The sequence below is a fragment of the Sphingopyxis sp. GW821-FHT12C06 genome, from assembly GCF_058807415.1.
The window spans coordinates 293,756-311,226 of sequence record NZ_JBXAQR010000002.1; the positions used below are offsets into that span (position 1 = coordinate 293,756).

Genomic DNA, 17,471 nt, shown 5'->3' on the forward strand with positions numbered 1-17,471 from the left:
AGGCATTTGGCGGACAGGGTGGGTTTCGAATTTCAAACCCATGTAATTGTAATGCTTTTACAATTACATATCCGCGAGACGTTGTCCCACACATCTGCAAGAGCGTGATCCAGACTGCCCTGTTTGCATGCCATTAATGCCGAAATTTGTCGATCCTTTTCTACCATCCGGTTGCGGCGGCAGCGGGAAGCAGTTCTCGACCGGGCGATGGCGAAGCAGTCGGTTAGCTGATGTCATAAAGTAGTAACAATCCCCAGTCTGGTTCTATTCGCTGAATATATTTGAAATATATCAAAGCCATTTGCATCATCGCGCGGCTAATCGATCGTCTGGACCAGCGGCGATCACCGTCGCTGGCGGGTCGCCTGGTTGAGAGGGCTGGCCCGTCGGCATCGACGAGGGGCAGTGCGGGCCGCTGGCTTGGCGACACCGGCCTCGCACTGCCATGGGTCGCAATGCCGACGATCGATGCCGCGCACGCTTTCGCGCATGCGGTTATGCGGGTGAAAGATCAGGCCGGTCTGAATGACCTGCTGCAAGACGCTTGCGCGCGCGTCGGCTGCTCCTGGTTTGCGCTATCGCATCATATCGATTTTCTCGCGGCGCCCGAGCGGGGCATCCGCATCCACAATTACCCCGAGGAATGGGCGCGCTGGTTCGACGAGCGGCGGCTCGGTCTGTCCGATCCCGTTCATCGCGCGAGCCAGAGGAGCTTGTCCGGCTTCTATTGGCACGATCTCTCGCGCTACACCGCGCCGCGGCCTGACGATGATGAAATATTGTCCGAGGCGCGCCGGCACGGGATCGGCGACGGGCTGACCGTTCCAGCCCATATTCCCGGCGAGGCGCATGGTTCGGTCTCCTTTGCCTCGGCGCCGAAAGCCGCACTGCGCCCCGAAGCGCTGCACTTCATCCAGATGATCAAGCGCGCGCATCGTCGCGCGCGTTGTTCGGGGTCCAGTTCCTCGCGGAGAGTCGGTTGATCCGGGCCTGGCTGGGGGGTGGCCTGATCACCGCTGGCGACGTGCTCATTGCGATTGCCCGCATGATAGGGGAAACAGGGCGTCCGCCGTTGTCTTCCGCGGTGCGGGTCTCGTGTTCTGGCGGCGTCAACGCCCCAATGTCGAAACGGGACATTCTCATATATCCGAATGATGGTGAGCTGTTATGGGTGAGTTGCTAGACACGAAGGGGGTATCGTTCGAGCATGACCAAGCGGTTCTGGACCTCGACGGCGCTGTTGCTGTTCTTGCCACTGGCGGCATGTGCTCACTATGAGCCGCGGCCACTCCTCGCCAACCCTCTTGCTGCGCCGTCGCTTCAGGCGCCGCTGAACGATATTGTGTCGCGCGATGCGGCGACCATTGTGCGACCTTATCTGAAGCCGGTCGCGCTCGATTTGTCGGCGCCACTCGATCCCAACGGCGTTGCAATCCTTGCGGTGATCGCCAATCCCGATCTCAAAGCGCAGCGCTCCCGTGCCGGGGTGAGCGACGCACAGGTCTTTGCTGCCGGACTTCTTCCGGACCCCAGCTTCAGCTTTGGCGTCGATCATATATTGTCGGGCCCTGACCCGCTCGACAATATCACGGGGGCGCTGGGCTTTAGCCTCAGTGCGCTCCGCACGAAAAAAGTGCAGCGCGCCCAAGCCGTCGCCGAGGCGCGGCAGGTCCGGCTGGACTTGGCCTGGTCCGAATGGCAGACCGCGTGCAATGCGCGGCTGCAGGCGGTGCGCGTACTCGCGCTCGAGCAGGCGCTCGCCAATAGCGCGACCAGCGCCGATGCCAGTGAAGCGCTGTTCGAACGCTATTTGAGGGCGGCCGGCCGCGGGGATATTTCGCCCGATCAGGCCCAGTCATCGCGTATCGCCGCGCTCGATGCCCAGAGCAATTATCGCAGCGCCCAGACCAATCTCGCGGCCGCGCGTTCCGAGCTTCATCTCCTGCTTGGCTTGCCGCCGGATTATGCACTGCGGCTGGCACCTGCACCGATGCCGGCGGACGTGCCCGATGCCGATCGCCTCTTTGCGATCGCTCTTGCAGATCGCAGCGACCTCGCCGCATTGCGCGCGGGCTATGATGCACAGGAAGCGGCGGTCCGCCGGGCGATCCTCGATCAGTTTCCGAACCTCGATCTCACGATAAACGGCGCGCGCGATACCGGCGGCAACAAATTGTTCGGGCCCTCGATCGGTTTCACCCTCCCGCTCTGGAACCGCAATCGCGGCGGCATCGCAGTCGCTGAGTCGACGCGACAGGCGCTGCATCAGGAATATGATGCGCGCCTGTTCCAGACCCGCGCCAATATCGCCGCTGTCGTGTCTGGTCTCGCGATCGCGCGCGGGCAATATGAATCGCTGCTAACGAGCATGCCCGCCATCCAAGCCTTTGCGCTCGCGAGCCGGCGCGCGGCGGAGCGCGGCGATCTGGCGCTTGCGACCGCGGAGGTCGCCGAGCAGAGTCTTCGCGACCGCCAGTTGCTCCTCCTCCAGTCCGAACAGGCGATCGCCGAACAGACCATCGCGCTCGAATTGCTCGTCGGCGCCCCGCAGGAATCCTGGACTTGATGATCAACCGGAAATCGCTCACCCTGACGCTCGCCTGCGGTCTCCTTGTGAGCGGTTGCCAGTCGCCCAGCGACAGCAATGCGACCGCCGATCCGGTTGCGACGATCGATGTCGCGCCTGTGACCACGGGTGATATCGACGAGAAGGTCACGCTTTACGGCGCGGCGGAGGCCAATGGCGCGGGCAAATATACGCTGTCGGCGCCGATCGAAGCGCTGGTCCAGTCGGTGGACGCGCCGATCGGAAGCCGTGTCGCACGCGGTCAGGTGCTGGTGCGGTTGAATCCGAGTCCGGCCGCGCGGCTTGATCTTGTCACGGCCACGGCGAACGCCAACGCTGCCGACCTTGCGCACGCCAGGGCGCGGCGGCTCCGCGCCGACGGCTTGGTGAGCGATGCAGAGGTCGAAACGGCGCGCGCCGCCAAACAGGCCGCCGATGCCTCCCGCGCTAGCCTCTCGCGGCGCACCGGGCTCCAGCTTGGCGGGGGACTGACCGAAGCCGACGAGGGCGATTATTTCATTCGCCTCAAGGGCGGCTCGCGGCGCGATATTGAAGCGGTAATGACCGACATGCGCGACAAGATCGCGGCCGAAGTGCCGGGTCTCGAAGTCGAGCTGATCCAGCTTATGGAAGATCTGATCGGCGACCTGACTGCCGTTCCGCAACCAATCGAAGTCAAATTGTTCGGCGACGATACAGCCGCGCTTGAAGTGGCGGCAAAAGCGATCGGAGAGCGCATCGGCAAGATATCGGGCGTCGTCGAAATGATTGATGGCCTGCGTGTGGCCGGCGATGCGATCAGCATCGCGGTCGATCCCGGCGCCGCGGCGCAATATGGCCTCGATCCCGACAGCATCGCCTCGCAGCTCGAGACCGCGGTCGGCGGCGCGCCGGCGACGCAGCTGCGCATCGGCGCCCGACTCATCGATGTGCGCGTGCGCGCGCCGCAGGATTTGCGCAGCGACGTCGCACGCATCGAAAACCTGCCGCTCGTCGCGCCCGATGGGAGCGGCATCCGGCTTGCCGCGGTTGCAACCGTGTCGGTCCAGGCCGGGCAGAAGCAGCTCACCCGCGAGAATCTTGCTCCCTACATCGCCGTGACGGCGCGGCTTGACGGGCGCGATCTCGGATCGGCGATGACCGAGATCAAGGGCGCGGTCAGCCAGCTGAAGCTGCCCGCCTCGGTCCGCGTCGATTATGGCGGACTTTATGCGGAACAGCAGAAGAGCTTCGCCGATCTCTCGCTGGTATTTGCCGCCGCCTTGCTGCTCAGCGCCTTGCTTATCACCCTGTTGTTCGAGCGGGCCAGCTGGACGGTCGCGGCAATTGCCACGGTGCTGCTCACGGCGGCGAGCGTGATAATCGGGCTGTGGATCATTGGGATCGAACTCAACATTTCGGCGCTGATGGGTCTCACCATGGTCGTCGGCATGGTCGCCGAGCTCGTCATCTTCTTTCTCGCCGAGATCGATCGCGACCAGCCCGTGACAGCCGTGACCTTGCTTGAGGCCGGCAAGAAACGGCTGCGTCCGATCCTGATGTCGGCCCTGATCGCCGTCCTCACTCTTGCGCCATTGGCGCTTGGGCTCAGCCGCGGCGCCGGCCTTCAGCAACCGCTTGCGACGGCGATCATCTTTGGTCTGATCGCTGCGGTGCCGCTGGTGCTACTTTTTCTTCCCGCGGTGCTGCTGGCGCTCACGCGGCGCGAACCGAGGCCGGTCGGATGACGCCGGCGTTCAGATGCGCTTTCCGGCTTTGGAAGGCCGCTCGCGTTCACACAGGATAATCCCTTGCTGCTCGCGCCGCCAAGGGGGGGGGGCAGCTACCGCGAGCCGGCCTTGAACCGCGATGCCCTCGCCAAGCTCTATCATGATATCCGGATGGTGCTCGATGAGGCAGACGCTGTGATCGACCTGGATCAGGCGGCACGTACCGTCGCATCGCCGCCCACATCGGCAATTTGAGGGTTGTGCCGATCGCGAAGGTCTCCTGTGGTCGGCGACCCGGCGTCGAGCCCAGCATTTGACGGACCGTGGCGGCAGTCGGTCGTTTTCCTGATTTCTCACCATATCGCTCGTTGCCAGGTGAAGCTATGATGCTGGTCTCGGACGGGCTGGTGTAGGGGCAAGCCATGCATGCGTTCGGGGGGAGGCCGCGCTGACTATGCTGTCATTGCACCGATCCTTTCCTGTCCGGCTTGCCTTGGCTCTCGCCATGGTCGGTGCGGCAGCATTGTTTCGTTATGCGCTTGACCCCTGGCTCGGCGGCGCGGCGCCCTACATAATGTTTACATTGGCTATCCTTGGCGCGGCGGTCGCGACGGGCCCGGCAGCGTCCTCCATTGCCCTCGTCCCGGCATCGTTGTTCGGGCTCTATTTTGCGGGCGTTCGGGACACAGAAGCGGTCAACATCGTGGAAGCCGCGGTCTTCCTGGCGTCGGCCATTGCGATCATCTGGCTGGCCGCGACGATGCAACGCTCGCAAACACGCGTTGCAGATAGCGATCGCCGCGCCGCGCGTCACGCGGCCCAGGCCGATGTCGTGACGGAAGAACTCAACCTCCTGATCGACGGGGTTCAGGGCTATGCGATTTACCTGCTCGATGCGGATGGCCGGGTCACCATTTGGAACGAAGGGGCGGAGCGCCTTACCGGATGGTCAGAGGCTGAAGTCATCGGACAGAATGCCGCGATCTTTTATCCTGCGGACGCGGTGCGGGACGGCAAGCCCGAGAGAGATTGCGCTCGCGCGGTGGAGCAGGGGCGCGTCGAGGAGGAGGATTGGCGGGTCCGCAAGGACGGAACTGAGTTTCTCGCGGCGATTTCGATCACGGCGTTGCTCGGGAGCTGGGGAGAGCTGCGCGGCTTTGCCAAAATCGTGTCCGATATTACCGACCGGAAAGCGGCCGAGGAGGCGATCCGTTCGCAGGAAAGCCACCTCCGCTCGATCCTGTCGACCGTTCCCGACGCGATGGTTGTGATCGATCACGAAGGCCATATTCTGTCGTTCAGCGCCGCGGCCGAGCGATTGTTCGGCTATCGCGAGGCCGAACTGCTCGGCATCAATGTCAGCCAGTTGATGCCGTCGCCCGATCGCGAGCGGCACGATGCTTATATCAGGCGCTATCTCGAAACCGGGGAAAAGCGCATCATCGGCGTTGGCCGCGTCGTCTTTGCCCAGCGCAAGGATGGCTCGACCTTTCCCATGGAGTTGTCGATCGGCGAAACGACGGGCGGCGTTCAGCGCCTCTTTACGGGTTTCGTTCGCGACCTGACCGAACGGCGCCGGACGGAGGAACGGCTTGAAGCCTTGCAATCCGAGCTTCTTCACGTGTCGCGGGTCAGTGCGATGGGGACGATGGCATCGACTTTGGCCCATGAACTCAACCAGCCGCTGACCGCAGTGACCAATTATGTCGAGGCCATACGCGACCTTCTGGTGCAGCCGAGCCAGGATGACCTGCCGATGATCCGAGGGGCGCTGGACGAAACGGCAAAAGAGGCATTGCGAGCGGGCCATATCGTTCGCCACCTGCGCGATTTTGTCGCGCGCGGCGAAGTCGAAAAGACGATTGAAAACTTGCCCGCGCTCATCAACGAATCCGCACTGATGGGATTGGTCGCTGCGCGCGAAAAGGGAAGCGAACCCCGCTTCGACCTTGATCCCCGTGCGTCGCCGGTTCTTGTCGACAGAATCCAGATCCAGCAGGTGGTGATCAATCTGGTGCGCAACGCCGTCGAGGCGATGGCCGACAGCCCGGTCCGCCAGTTGACCGTGTCGAGTCGCCCCGACCAGCCAGGCTTTGTCCGTGTTATCATTGCCGATACGGGACCGGGCATCGCCCGGGGGATGAATGGGCAGCTTTTTACCGCATTTGTCAGCACCAAGAGCGACGGAATGGGCCTCGGCCTTTCTATCTGTCGTACGATCATCGAAGCCAATGGCGGCCGCATCTGGATGCAGGCCGGCGCTGGGGGGGGCTCCGAATTTCATTTCACGCTGGCGCGCGCCGAGATGGAGGATCGCGAATGACACCCCAAGAACTCGTTCACATCGTCGATGACGAAGATGCGATCCGTCGCTCGGTCGGTTTCATGCTCAAAACGGCGGGATATGCGGTCCAGACATGGCCGACGGGCGTCGCGTTCCTCAAGGACATCCGAAATATTTCGCCGGGGTGCGTTCTTCTCGACGTTCGCATGCCCGAACTGGATGGTCTCGAGGTCCAGAAAATTCTGTCCGATCGCGGAGTCGCGATGCCGGTCATCGTTCTGACCGGTCATGGCGATATTGCGATCGCAGTGCGGGCGATGAAGGATGGCGCGGTCGACTTTCTGGAAAAGCCCTTTGAAAGGGTCGCGCTTCTGGGCGCGATCAAGGCGGCTTTCGAGCGGATGGAGGTCGCCGACGGCGCCGTGGCCCGGACGACGCAGGCCCAGACTCAATTGGGGGTGTTGACGCTCCGCGAGCGCGAGGTTCTTGACGGGCTGGCACGGGGGCTGCCGAACAAGACGATCGCCTATGATCTGGGTATTTCGCCGCGAACCGTCGAAGTGCATCGCGCCAATCTTATGTCCAAGCTCGACGCGCGCAGCTTGTCGGAGGCGCTGCGCCTCGCGTTCGCGGCCGGCATTGGCGGTTGATCATAGACCTTATCGGGTTACGCCCCGGGCGCCTGCAGGCATCAACATTTGGCGTCATCGAAATTAACTACGTATCTGTACGAATATCCCGGCATCGAGGTCGGCGGTACTCGGGCGTCCTGATTTGGGTCGTGTAATCGGATTGCACCGCGTCAGGTTCCGGAAAGGGCCGACGCCAATGCGGAACAAGAGGGTAACCGATGAGTAGCGCCATCCGAATGGATTCCGGGGGGATCCCCGCGATCAGTGACTATGCAGCGTGGTATGACAATGACCACACGGCGCGTTTCGTCGCTGATGTGGACAAGACCGTTCTGGCAATGAACGATGCGGCCCATGTTCTGAAGAGCGACGGCCATATTCAGATTGATGGTCAGCGACGCCTGCATCTGCCGCCGCTCCGGCGAAGGGCAAATGATCCTATTCAGCAAGGGGTGATGGGCCGGGAGGGGCGGCATATCTATCGAATCGCTCCGGAATTTGTTCTGGCGGTGGTCGTCGAGCCGATCCGGCAGGAGCAATTGGCGCTCCATATTTCCGCCGCCAAAGTGGAATTGAATCGACCGGTCGATCTTGCCTCGATCGTTGACGATTTCGGGATCACCGAATGCGAAGGACTCGTCCTCAACGGCTTGGCGCAAGCCGTATGTCCGAAGGAAATATCACGATCCTTGGGGCTCTCAATTCACACAATAAGGTCACATCAAAGGTCGATATATGCAAAAATTGGAGCAAGATCTTCGGCGGAAGCGCAGAAAATAATATTGAGTATGTGCATAATATCGCAATTACTCATCTAAATTGACCACAAATCATGGTAGTGAATATTGGCGAAGACATAATTACACTATTTAACTATTTCATAATTTCCGTCGAGTTGGCGGAAATGAGATGAAAAGGAATGTGACATGTCTGTTTCCAGGATTATCGCTGTCGCCATTCTGGCAAGTGCAGGACTTGCGGGCACCGCCAATGCCGGTACGCTGACCACCACGGGCACCATCGTGCCGGTTTGCCAGGTCGATGTGACGCCGCGGACGTTCGATCCCGCCAAATCCACCATCCAGAATATCGCCGGCGTGCTGGTGAAGTGCAATCAGGCGGGCAACAAGGCGGTCACCGTCGATGCCGCCAATGGCTATTTCGCCGGACCCGCCGCGACCCAAGTCGATTATACAATGACGATGGATCTCGACGGCAACCTGCTGCCGTTCAATGCCGTCAACCTCGGGCCGGCACCCGTCAGTGCACCGATCGGCGCGCCCGACGCGAATGTTGCTGCGGGCCTTCCGGGTGATTTCTCGGTGCAACTGCTGAGCACCCCCTACCTCGCAGGCGCTTATACGGAATCGTGGAATATTACGGTCGGCTGACTCCCCCCTCTCCGACCGTGCCGGGGGCCTCTACCGCATCGGGGGCTCCCGGCCCCTCCGCCTCCATCATCGGCCCTGGAAAGGATTTTTATGCGGCGATCTCTTTATGGACTGGGCCTGGCTCTGGCGGTGGTGCCGGCATCGCTTTGCTTCGCCTACAGCGTCCAGCCGATGATCTATACGCTGACGCCCGGCGGTTCGGGCGCGAGCGTTCGGCTGACGGTCCAGAATTCGCGCGAAGGCCTGCTCAATGTGGAGGTCGAACCCTATGCGGTGACCGCGGACGAGGCCGGTGTGCGGACCTTCACGCCGGCGACCGATGATTTTGTCATCTTCCCGCCGCAGGCGAGTGTCGCGGGTGACAAGGCGCAACTGTTCCAGGTCCGCTATATCGGCCCCTCGACGCTGCCCAAGGGACGGGTCTATGTTCTTCGCGTCCACCAGACGAATACGGTCGAGGCGGTTCGTCCGGACGCTGCCGCGACGGCCCAGACCCATCTTGCGCTGTCGCTCAATTTCAACACCACGGCCATCGTCCAGGCCAAACAGATGAAACCCGATGTCACGGTCGTAGCCGAGCCTGCGCCCGACGCCCAGGGTCTGTTGCACGCACGCCTGATCAATCAGGGCGATGGCGTCGCGGATCTGACCCGTATCGGCTGGGGCCTCGATCACGGCGGCAAGGTCGACCCTCTCAGCATCTCGGACATCAAATATGGCGATGCGATCTTCCTCGAGCCCGGACACAGCCGCGACATCACATTGTCGGGAAAAATCAAAGCTCCCGCTCGCCTTGTGCTGGACCAGATGGGAGATGATCGTGGGGCAAAGCGCGACTAGGTCTGCACGACTTCCCAAAACTGGCCGCCTCCTGGCCCACAGCGTTGCGGCGGGATTGTTGCCGGCTGCGTTCGTCTTTCCGTTTCCGCTCCGCGCGCAGGCGCCGCAGTTCGCCGCGGGTGTGTCGAGCGACGCCATGGCGCGGGCGGCTGCATCGACGAGCCATGCCGCCGCGGTTTCGGACGATCCGGCGTCGGCTCCGGCCTCGCTCGTCCCGCGCGGACTGGTCGATATTGAGGCGCCGCTTCTCGTGAACGATCGCTTTGTCGGAGAGATTGACGTTCGGGTCGATGCCAATGGTGCGGGGGACATTGATGCGGCCCGCTTTATGCTGCTCGTCGGCCCGCTGCTCGATCCACCGCTTCGCACGGCTTTGAGCGGGAAGATCGCCGGTCGCCCGCGCGTGCCGTTGGCCGATCTGTCGGTGCCGCCGCTCTCCGTCGTCTACGACCCCGCCGCGCTCGAAGTCCATGCGACGCTGCCCACCGATCACATGCAAACGCAGGAGATGAGTTTTCGCGGCTATGACAAGCCCGATCCCACCCGTTTCACACCGCAGGCGGGATATGCCGGCGGTGTCGCGATTGGCGTCACGCAGCGCATTTTGGAAAGCGGTCCGGATCGGGGGCGCGCGCCGCTGACGATCAATGCCGATGCGTTCGCGACCATCGGGTCTTTCCCGGGCGTCACGCTGCGTGGCGGCGGCATCTTTACCGAGAATCCGGGGCATGGTTTCACATTCGAGCGGCTTCAAACGCGGCTCAGCTATGACAGCTTTCCCGACGCGATTCATTTTGTGGCCGGTGAATTCAATCCTGTGCTGACCGGTTTCCAGGGCGGCGCGCCGCTGTTGGGCATCGGCATTGCGCGCGATTATGCGGGCATTCGTCCTTTCGACAATATCCGTCCTTCCGGGCGCGGCGGTGTGACGCTCGATCGTCCATCGACGGTGATCGTCGAGGTCAACGGCATCGAAACCCGCCGGTTGCAGCTCGCTCCCGGTCGCTATCAGTTGACCGACCTGTCGTCGGTGTCGGGCGCCAATGACGTGCGCCTGTTCGTCCAGGATGATCTGGGCCGCCGCGAGGTCGCGTCGAGCAGCTTCTTCACCGCCACCTCGATGCTCGCGGAAGGGCTGACCGATTTCGGGGCGGCCATCGGCAAGCGCGAAAGCCAGCCGACATATTATGGCGGCCCGCTCACCGCGACGGGCTATATCCGGCACGGCTTTACGGGCAATCTGACGATCGGTGCGGGCGCGCAATATGCCGCCGGCGACTGGCAGGCCGACGGCGAGGTCGTGGTTGGAACCCCGGTCGGATTGTTCCGGACCCAGGGCAGCGTCAGCAATGTGAACCGCCACAGCGGCTATGCTGTCAGCCTCGACTGGCTGCAAAGCTTCCAGAAGGGACCGTCAACGTGGAGCTTCACGCTCTTGTCCAGCCTGTATAGCCGTGATTTCGCATCGCCATTCGACCGGGATGGCCGGGTGAACGACGAACGGTGGCGGATCGACGCACGGGCCGACTGGCGCCGCGATGCGATCGGATTGGCGCTGGTCGGCAGTCTGGCCCGGACGCGGTCGAACAGCGAGCGCGAAGGGATGGACCTCACCGCCTTTTACACCTGGGGCCGGCTGGCCTTCACCGGAACCGCCGGATGGGAGCATGAAGGAGGCAAGGCTTGGGGACCGCGCGCCTTGCTCGGGGTGTCGCTCCAGATCGGCCACCATGCCAACGCCTCGTTGCGCGCCGATAGCAAGCGCGGCGCGACAGTCGCCGAGTTTAATCGCTATCCGGTTGACGAGGTCGGCGATCTGTCGGGGCGTATCCAGCTGACGCACGATGACGACCGCCTCGGACTGGCGGGCGAAGCGCGCTATTTCGGCAACCGGTTCACGGCGCAGGTGGAACAGAATCTCTATTATGCCCAATCTCCGCTGGGGATCGGTACGCGCGAGACAGTGTTGCGCGCCGCGACCTTCATCGGTGTCGCCGACGGCGCGGTCGCGATCGGTCGCCCGACGTCCGGCAATTTTGCGATTTACGATCGCCATCCGTCGTTGCGCGATTCCAGCGTCGAGGTGCGGGATGAGGCCGGGCTTGTGGTTGGCAAGCAAGACTGGCTCGGCGCGGCGCTGGTGCCATTCAACCGCGCCTTCAGTCCGGTCTATCAGACCTATGACGTCGACCCTCTTCCCGCCGGCTATGATCTTGGCGAAAGTCGGCTCGCGGCGCTGCCTGGTTCCTATTCGGGGTATCGCGTGCCGGTTGGGTCCGACGATTCACGCATTGCGATCGGCTATCTGCTGGCCGCCGACGGGCCGATCGCGGAAATGTCGGGCATGGCTGAGCGGGTCGATGGCGGCGCCGACGCCCAGCACCCCTTCTTCACCAACGCTGCGGGGCGCTTCGCAATCGATCGTCTGGCCCCAGGAACCTACCGCCTGATGATCGACACGCGCGAAGTCGCGCGCATCACGATCACCCCCCAGAATGAAGGAATGGTCGATGTCGGCAAGATTCAGGTTCGCGCGCAATAGCCTCATCGGCCTTTGCCTGTTCGGCGCCGTGCCGGCGGATGCTTGCGCGATCCGCCTCGGGCCGATGCAGACCGCCGTCATTGCCTATGATCCCTTTACCACGTCGGCGACCGATGGCTGGGTACGCGTGACCGCCGATCTGGTCGACGGCGATCGCTGTTCGGAAACCGTCATATTGACCGACGAAAGCGGTCAGCCCGTGCGAACAATCGCCTTTGGCCCGTCGGGATCGGTTTCCTTTCGTCCCGAGTTACGCGCCGGGGCGGGGGTCAGCGATGCGCGCGACGGCGGCGGGGCGGGTATCGAGCTGACGGCGGAGCATCCGCATATCGAGATCGCCTGGCATCTTGCGCCGCTCAGCGATGCGGTGCTTGCGCCGGGCGATTATACCCAATCGCTGCGCGTGGCGATCGACCGCGGCGGTGCGGATCAAATCAGCCCCGGCGTATTGACGTTGCACAGCATAGCCCGCGCGCAGGCCAATCTTGCCGGCGCAGCCGGAAACTTCGAGGCGGGAAGCAATGCCGCGGTGATCGATCTGGGCGAACTGAAAACTGGCGCCACAGGTCATGCCTTTCTGCAACTGCGGGGGAATACCGCGGCGCACATTAGCTTCCGTTCGGAGAATCGCGGCATGCTGGTCAATGGAACCGCGCCGCAATCGGCCATCCGCTATGGCCTCGCGTTGGCAGGAATGCCGGTCGACCTGTCGACCACGACCATTCGCACCGTCGATCCGCCTGCTTCCTTGCACGGCAGCAGCATGGAATTGGGTGTCACCGTAGGCGACGTCACCGGCGCGCTAGCGGGACGCTATAGCGATACGATCACCATCGACGTTTCGCCTTGATGTCGCGGCGAGCGGGCTGGCGGCCCTGAAGCGGCCCGTGAGGATTACGATATTGTCATGTCGCGGCCATGCCCTGGATGGATCGGAGGGCGTAGACAGGAAATGTCCAAGGCGGGGCCATCCCCTGACTCTCTCCGCCCCGGTTCCCGCCTGGACACCCTGTTTCCCCCTCGGCCTCCGCCGCGGATAGTAAGGAGTGAAGAATATGGCACGCTTTCATACTCTTGTCGGCCTTGGCCTTGCATCGACGATGATGATCACCGCCCCGGTCTTTGCCTCAACCAGCACCGCCGCGAAGCCCGTCGCGCAGGGCATGGCGAAACCGGCCGCTGCTCCGAAGGCGGTAACGGCCGCAACGTCCAAGCGGGCGGCACCGGCCCGGCATCATGCGCATCATGCCAAGGCTGCATCGCATAAGGGCAAGAAGACCGCCCGCTGATTGCCGCCTTACGGGTCTTGAAAACAAGCTGGCCTGCAAGCTCTGATCCTCCCTCTTGCACCCGGCTTGCCGACTGGCCGGTTCCCTGACCTCAGGGGACCGGCTGGTTCGTTTGCGGTGCAGCGAGATTGCGGCCTCCAGCCAAGGGATGGGCCGTTATTCAAAGCGCGACCCCATTCCCTGCGTTGGCGCCATTGATTCAATCACCGTTGGGAGCTGGCGATGGTTCTCGTCTTTCTTTCCGCCACGCTGCTGGCGCCCAGGCGGCGCGAACCCACGCCGACGCCCTAAGACGCGGGGACCGCCCGATCAGCCAAGCGAGCGGTGTCGCGGCGAGTGGGGGGCGAGCGCCTGGGTCAGGCGATAGGTGACACCATAGCCGACGTGGTCGGACAGCATCGTGCCGTCGCGTTCCCGGCCGAACGGTACCGCCATTGCGATCGCCTGGATCGTGGCACGATATCCCGACGAGAAAAATTGCCAATCGCGTCCCCGCTGGAAAACCGTTGCAGCGATGGCTGGCACAGTGCGACCACAGGGCGCGTTGGATTTGAGACAATGCTGGAGCGCATTATCGATCGGAAGCCGGCGCTTGGTGGTCCAATTGGCAGCACTATGGGCGGTGAGGTAGGTCCGTCGTTCGGCCGAACTTGCATTGAAATCACCCGCGAGGATGACCGGCAGGTCGGGGTTCCGGTATCGGGCGAGAAAATGGTCGATCACCTCAACTTGCCGCCTATAGGCGTAAAGCGAGCGCGTCTGGCTGACGCCTGAGGATGTCTTGCTGTTCATATGTGTGGTCACCACCGTCACCGGCGTCGCACTTCCCGGGACCGCGAGCGTCGCCATCAATATGCCCTTGTTGGCGAGGCAATCATAACCCGCGCAGGCAAAGGCGGGAAATGCCTCACGGCGTACCGACAGGATCGGATAGTCAGAGGCGAGGAGAAGGCCCGACGAAAGCTGCTTTCCCGATCGCTCACCCTTCAGGAAACTGGCGCCACCAATGAAGGGGCGATCGCTCGATCGCGGCTGTGCCGGGCTCGAAAGATCGCGCGATGGCCCCTCGACGACATAGCGATAGCCGCTGCGCCGCGCGATCGCCCTCGCGGGCGCGGTAAAGGCTTCCTGGAGGATCACGACATGCGGCTGCACTCCGTGCGCGCGCATCGCGAGAAGTCGCGCCTCGATATGGTCGAAATCAGCCGTGCGATCAGAGGTAATGGGCCAGGGTAGTCCTTTGACATTGTACGTCATGATCGAAAGCGCCGCCGTCGCGCGTGCCGGTGAGGATCGAGGCGGGGCAGCGGCAGCGATCGGCGGGACCATCGCGCCAAGCATAATCGGCATCATCGCGATCAGCTTGGCCATGCCTGCCACCCTCATGCTCATCGGTGCTGCTCCTTCCAGTTCGAGATCGGCAGGTTGACGCCGCGGTGCACCGCGACCCGCACTTCATGGAGGAAGATGCGGAAAAGTCGGGACCATGGCGTCTGATCCTCCAGGCGCCTGACTGGCAGGCACGCCGCGAACCTGGGGGAAATGTGATGAGGGCCTTAGCGACCCGCGCCGCAGCAATGATCACCCTGCTGCTGCCATGCGCCTTGATGGCGCAAGAGGCAGTGCCGAACATTGCCGTCACCCATGCTCTTTCCCGCTCCAGGCGACCGCCGACGCGCGCCCTCCTTCCGATCGTTCCGGTCGATCATTCGACAACAATCTCGCCCCCGACGATGACGCTGAGCGGCGACGTCGCGATGCTCGGGACGATCAAAAGCCAATCGGGCGGCACTGAGTGGGCGGGCGGAGCCTTCCATCTTGCAGCGATGCGCGCAAATTTGCTTTCCGCGACGACGGCGGCGCAGAGTTTTGAATATGGCCGCTTTGCGATGACGGCGGTGGGCGCCGACCTGATTCAGACTATCTCGGCGCGCGACACGCTGACGCTTGCGGCGACATATGCTGCCAAGCGGCGGCGGCCGGCGTTTATCATCAACTCGCAACCAAATTACCGTACCGACGAGCGTATCGCCGCTCTGCACTGGACCCACGATGATCGCCTGGATCTGGCCGGCACCCTGTTCGACACCGGTCCGGCGAATATGCGGACGGTCATCGAGCGCATTGCCGATCTTGCCGGCGGCGCGCCCCGCGCGGTTCACGGCTGGGGACTGACAGCCAGCCTTTATCCCACGGGGGAACCCGGACGTTTGTCGGTCGGCATCGATTTTCGCGACCAGCAAGACCGCGACATCCAGCGCCGGGAGGCGTGCGTCCAGATCTTCCTGAGACAGAAATTCTGACCATGTTCACAGCCAAACATATCGCGATCATCCTTCATGATTTCTCGACCGGGGGCAGCGAACGCATCGCCATTCGTCTCGCCAATCGCTGGGCGGACATGGGACGGCGGGTGACGATCATCTGCGGAACGCAGACGGGCGCCGCACGCGCGCTCGTCGGCCCCGGCGTCGCTGTCATGACCTGCTCGCCCGAAACATTGCGCAGTCCCTGGTCGCGTGTGCAACTCGGGTGGCGCATGGCGCGGATTGTGCGGACCGAGGCGCCCGATATCATCTTTTCGCCGGGCAATTTCCACCTCATCATTCTCGCCTTTCTGGCCCGCCAGCGTTTCGCCAAACGGCCGGTCTTTGTCAGCAAGCTCAGCAATCCGATCCGCTGTGCGGGGCTCCGGCATTCCCTGTACGGATTGGCCGATGCGGTGATGCGCATGGTGGCCGCGCCAACGGATATGTTGGTGGCGATGTCGCCCTCATTGCTCGCCGAGGCTCAGGCTGTCCTTCGAGGCCATGCCGTGACCGAAATCGCCGAACCCATCCTCGAGGATGATATCGTCGCACCGCATAGCCGAGCGGGTCTCGAACCGGCGCCGCTCATCCTCTGCGCGGCGCGCCTGGCGCCGCAGAAGGATCTGCTTACCGCCATCCGCGCCTTCGCCGAACTTCCTTCGGCGCTTAAGGCGAAGCTGTTGATCCTTGGCGAAGGCCCAATGCGCGGACGGCTGGAACGCGAAGCCGAAAGGCTTGGCGTCGCGGCGCGCGTTGAGATGCCGGGCCATGTTCCCGATATCGCGCCTTATCTTGCGCGCGCCGACCTCTATCTGATGAGCTCGCATTATGAAGGCTATCCCGCGGTCCTGATCGAAGCGATTGCGGCGGGAGTGCCGATCGTGACGACCGATTGTTCGCTCGCCTTGCCCGAAATCTTCCCGTCGCCCGAGCTTGGGGCAATCGTCCGCCAGCGTCAGCCCGAAGCCATTGCCGCGGCGATCGTCGCGCAGCTCCGCCGATCACCTCCTTCACCATATGCCGCGCGCAAGATCATGGATCGCCACAAGCTCGGTGCCTCGGCAGCCCACTATCTGGCGCTCTTTGACCGGCTGGCCCTATGACCGCGCGTCGCCTCCTTGCCTCGATCCACGACGTCACCCCGGTTCATACCGCGCGGCTCGAGCGGCTCGTTCCGATCGTCGAGAAGGCGGTGGGGCCGGGATGCTATGCGCTCCTCGTCGTTCCCGATTTTCATCGGCGAGGGCTGCTGACAGGCGATCCGAAGTTCGCGCGCCGGCTACGCGGCTGGGCCGACGCGGGCTGCGAGATATTCCTGCACGGCTTCACCCATGTCGACGAGAGCCATCATGCGGGCGCCGCGGCGCGGTGGAAGGCTTCGCGCATGACGGCTGGGGAGGGGGAGTTTCTCGGCCTCTCAACGCGTGAGGCCGAGGCGCGAATAGTGGAAGGCCGCGACATGATCGAACAGTTGATCGGTCGGCCGATCGCCGGCTTTGTCGCGCCCGCCTGGCTTTACGGCGGGGACAGTCTCGCCGCGCTCGCCGCGCAGAATATCGGGTTGATCGAAGACCATTTTCGTGTCTGGAATCCGCAAAATTCAGCAGTTTTTGCGCGCGGTCCGGTTGTGACCTACGCGAGCCGGTCGCGCATGCGCATCGCCAGCTCGATCCTGTGGTCGCGCCTCGCAACGACGCTGCTCGCGCGCGCGGCGACGGTCCGTCTTGCGGTTCATCCGCATGACGTCGATTCGCCGCGGCTGATGCGCGAAATTGCGCGCGCGCTCGGTGCCTTTGCGCAGACGCACCAGCCGTCCGCCTATGCCGATCTGATACCCAGCTGATTTTCTGGAATCGCTAGTGCGGATTTGCCGGGCGCTTGGCGTCAGTCCCTCAGGAACCGCTGCCAA

16 protein-coding genes are annotated in these 17,471 nt (G+C 63.0%); 15 read left to right on the forward strand and 1 reads right to left on the reverse strand.

The window, feature by feature from the left end; genetic code table 11:
* Positions 1–281: 281 nt before the first annotated feature.
* The 12 genes from AC1RRJ_RS06795 (at position 282) to AC1RRJ_RS06850 (ending at position 13,253) form a co-directional block, all read left to right on the forward strand.
* On the forward strand, positions 282–983 hold the full coding sequence (locus AC1RRJ_RS06795) for an autoinducer binding domain-containing protein (protein WP_493120994.1): 702 nt from the start codon (positions 282–284) through the stop codon (positions 981–983).
* Positions 984–1,207: 224 nt separating this feature from the next.
* Positions 1,208–2,566, forward strand: a complete 1,359-nt coding sequence (locus AC1RRJ_RS06800) for a TolC family protein (protein WP_493120995.1) — start codon at positions 1,208–1,210, stop codon at positions 2,564–2,566.
* Entirely contained in the window at positions 2,566–4,293 is a 1,728-nt protein-coding gene (locus tag AC1RRJ_RS06805) for an efflux RND transporter permease subunit (protein ID WP_493120996.1), read from the forward strand. Before AC1RRJ_RS06800 ends, AC1RRJ_RS06805 begins: the two co-directional genes overlap by 1 nt.
* Before the next feature lie 63 nt (positions 4,294–4,356).
* The gene (locus AC1RRJ_RS06810) at positions 4,357–4,530 is read left to right on the forward strand and encodes a hypothetical protein (protein ID WP_493120997.1); all 174 of its coding nucleotides are present in this window, start codon (positions 4,357–4,359) and stop codon (positions 4,528–4,530) included.
* A gap of 319 nt (positions 4,531–4,849) precedes the next feature.
* On the forward strand, positions 4,850–6,598 hold the full coding sequence (locus AC1RRJ_RS06815; RefSeq protein ID WP_493120998.1) for a PAS domain-containing sensor histidine kinase: 1,749 nt from the start codon (positions 4,850–4,852) through the stop codon (positions 6,596–6,598).
* Positions 6,595–7,209, forward strand: coding sequence for a response regulator transcription factor (locus AC1RRJ_RS06820; protein WP_493120999.1), 615 nt, complete (start codon positions 6,595–6,597; stop codon positions 7,207–7,209). Before AC1RRJ_RS06815 ends, AC1RRJ_RS06820 begins: the two co-directional genes overlap by 4 nt.
* Before the next feature lie 200 nt (positions 7,210–7,409).
* On the forward strand, positions 7,410–8,009 hold the full coding sequence (locus AC1RRJ_RS06825) for a helix-turn-helix transcriptional regulator (RefSeq protein WP_493121000.1): 600 nt from the start codon (positions 7,410–7,412) through the stop codon (positions 8,007–8,009).
* Between the two features lie 108 nt (positions 8,010–8,117).
* Entirely contained in the window at positions 8,118–8,582 is a 465-nt protein-coding gene (locus AC1RRJ_RS06830) for a hypothetical protein (protein ID WP_493121001.1), read from the forward strand.
* Between the two features lie 90 nt (positions 8,583–8,672).
* The gene (locus tag AC1RRJ_RS06835) at positions 8,673–9,422 is read left to right on the forward strand and encodes a fimbrial biogenesis chaperone (protein WP_493121002.1); all 750 of its coding nucleotides are present in this window, start codon (positions 8,673–8,675) and stop codon (positions 9,420–9,422) included.
* Between the two features lie 58 nt (positions 9,423–9,480).
* Positions 9,481–11,964, forward strand: coding sequence for a fimbria/pilus outer membrane usher protein (locus AC1RRJ_RS06840; protein WP_493121003.1), 2,484 nt, complete (start codon positions 9,481–9,483; stop codon positions 11,962–11,964).
* Entirely contained in the window at positions 11,933–12,814 is an 882-nt protein-coding gene (locus AC1RRJ_RS06845; RefSeq protein ID WP_493121004.1) for a hypothetical protein, read from the forward strand. The genes AC1RRJ_RS06840 and AC1RRJ_RS06845 overlap by 32 nt, the downstream gene beginning before the upstream one ends.
* Before the next feature lie 205 nt (positions 12,815–13,019).
* Positions 13,020–13,253: a hypothetical protein gene (locus AC1RRJ_RS06850; RefSeq protein ID WP_493121005.1), complete on the forward strand. Its 234-nt coding sequence runs from the start codon at positions 13,020–13,022 to the stop codon at positions 13,251–13,253.
* Between the two features lie 309 nt (positions 13,254–13,562).
* On the opposite strand, the gene AC1RRJ_RS06855 is transcribed toward AC1RRJ_RS06850, so the two are convergent.
* Positions 13,563–14,645 (reverse strand): sphingomyelin phosphodiesterase, encoded by a 1,083-nt coding sequence (locus AC1RRJ_RS06855; protein ID WP_493121006.1) that lies wholly within the window; start codon positions 14,643–14,645, stop codon positions 13,563–13,565.
* A gap of 185 nt (positions 14,646–14,830) precedes the next feature.
* On the opposite strand from AC1RRJ_RS06855, the gene AC1RRJ_RS06860 reads away from it, so the two are divergent.
* Genes AC1RRJ_RS06860 through AC1RRJ_RS06870 form a run of 3 tightly spaced genes read left to right on the forward strand, consistent with a single transcriptional unit; the run spans position 14,831 to position 17,405 of the window.
* The gene (locus tag AC1RRJ_RS06860; RefSeq protein WP_493121007.1) at positions 14,831–15,556 is read left to right on the forward strand and encodes a hypothetical protein; all 726 of its coding nucleotides are present in this window, start codon (positions 14,831–14,833) and stop codon (positions 15,554–15,556) included.
* A 2-nt stretch (positions 15,557–15,558) separates the two neighbouring features.
* Positions 15,559–16,665 carry a glycosyltransferase gene (locus tag AC1RRJ_RS06865; RefSeq protein ID WP_493121008.1) on the forward strand — a complete coding sequence of 369 codons (1,107 nt, stop codon included), beginning with the start codon at positions 15,559–15,561 and terminating at the stop codon, positions 16,663–16,665.
* Positions 16,662–17,405 carry a DUF2334 domain-containing protein gene (locus tag AC1RRJ_RS06870; protein WP_493121009.1) on the forward strand — a complete coding sequence of 248 codons (744 nt, stop codon included), beginning with the start codon at positions 16,662–16,664 and terminating at the stop codon, positions 17,403–17,405. Before AC1RRJ_RS06865 ends, AC1RRJ_RS06870 begins: the two co-directional genes overlap by 4 nt.
* Positions 17,406–17,471: the final 66 nt, after the last annotated feature.

Excerpts from the sequence above, each read along its gene's own strand:
- AC1RRJ_RS06830 (WP_493121001.1), top strand. The coding sequence starts at position 8,118 with ATGTCTGTTTCCAGGATTATCGCTGTCGCCATTCTGGCAAGTGCAGGA.
- AC1RRJ_RS06855 (WP_493121006.1), bottom strand. The coding sequence starts at position 14,645 with ATGAGCATGAGGGTGGCAGGCATGGCCAAGCTGATCGCGATGATGCCG.
- AC1RRJ_RS06800 (WP_493120995.1), top strand. The coding sequence starts at position 1,208 with ATGACCAAGCGGTTCTGGACCTCGACGGCGCTGTTGCTGTTCTTGCCA.
- AC1RRJ_RS06825 (WP_493121000.1), top strand. The coding sequence starts at position 7,410 with ATGAGTAGCGCCATCCGAATGGATTCCGGGGGGATCCCCGCGATCAGT.
- AC1RRJ_RS06850 (WP_493121005.1), top strand. The coding sequence starts at position 13,020 with ATGGCACGCTTTCATACTCTTGTCGGCCTTGGCCTTGCATCGACGATG.
- AC1RRJ_RS06805 (WP_493120996.1), top strand. The coding sequence starts at position 2,566 with ATGATCAACCGGAAATCGCTCACCCTGACGCTCGCCTGCGGTCTCCTT.
- AC1RRJ_RS06835 (WP_493121002.1), top strand. The coding sequence starts at position 8,673 with ATGCGGCGATCTCTTTATGGACTGGGCCTGGCTCTGGCGGTGGTGCCG.
- AC1RRJ_RS06870 (WP_493121009.1), top strand. The coding sequence starts at position 16,662 with ATGACCGCGCGTCGCCTCCTTGCCTCGATCCACGACGTCACCCCGGTT.
- AC1RRJ_RS06815 (WP_493120998.1), top strand. The coding sequence starts at position 4,850 with ATGTTTACATTGGCTATCCTTGGCGCGGCGGTCGCGACGGGCCCGGCA.
- AC1RRJ_RS06820 (WP_493120999.1), top strand. The coding sequence starts at position 6,595 with ATGACACCCCAAGAACTCGTTCACATCGTCGATGACGAAGATGCGATC.
- AC1RRJ_RS06865 (WP_493121008.1), top strand. The coding sequence starts at position 15,559 with ATGTTCACAGCCAAACATATCGCGATCATCCTTCATGATTTCTCGACC.
- AC1RRJ_RS06845 (WP_493121004.1), top strand. The coding sequence starts at position 11,933 with ATGTCGGCAAGATTCAGGTTCGCGCGCAATAGCCTCATCGGCCTTTGC.
- AC1RRJ_RS06860 (WP_493121007.1), top strand. The coding sequence starts at position 14,831 with ATGATCACCCTGCTGCTGCCATGCGCCTTGATGGCGCAAGAGGCAGTG.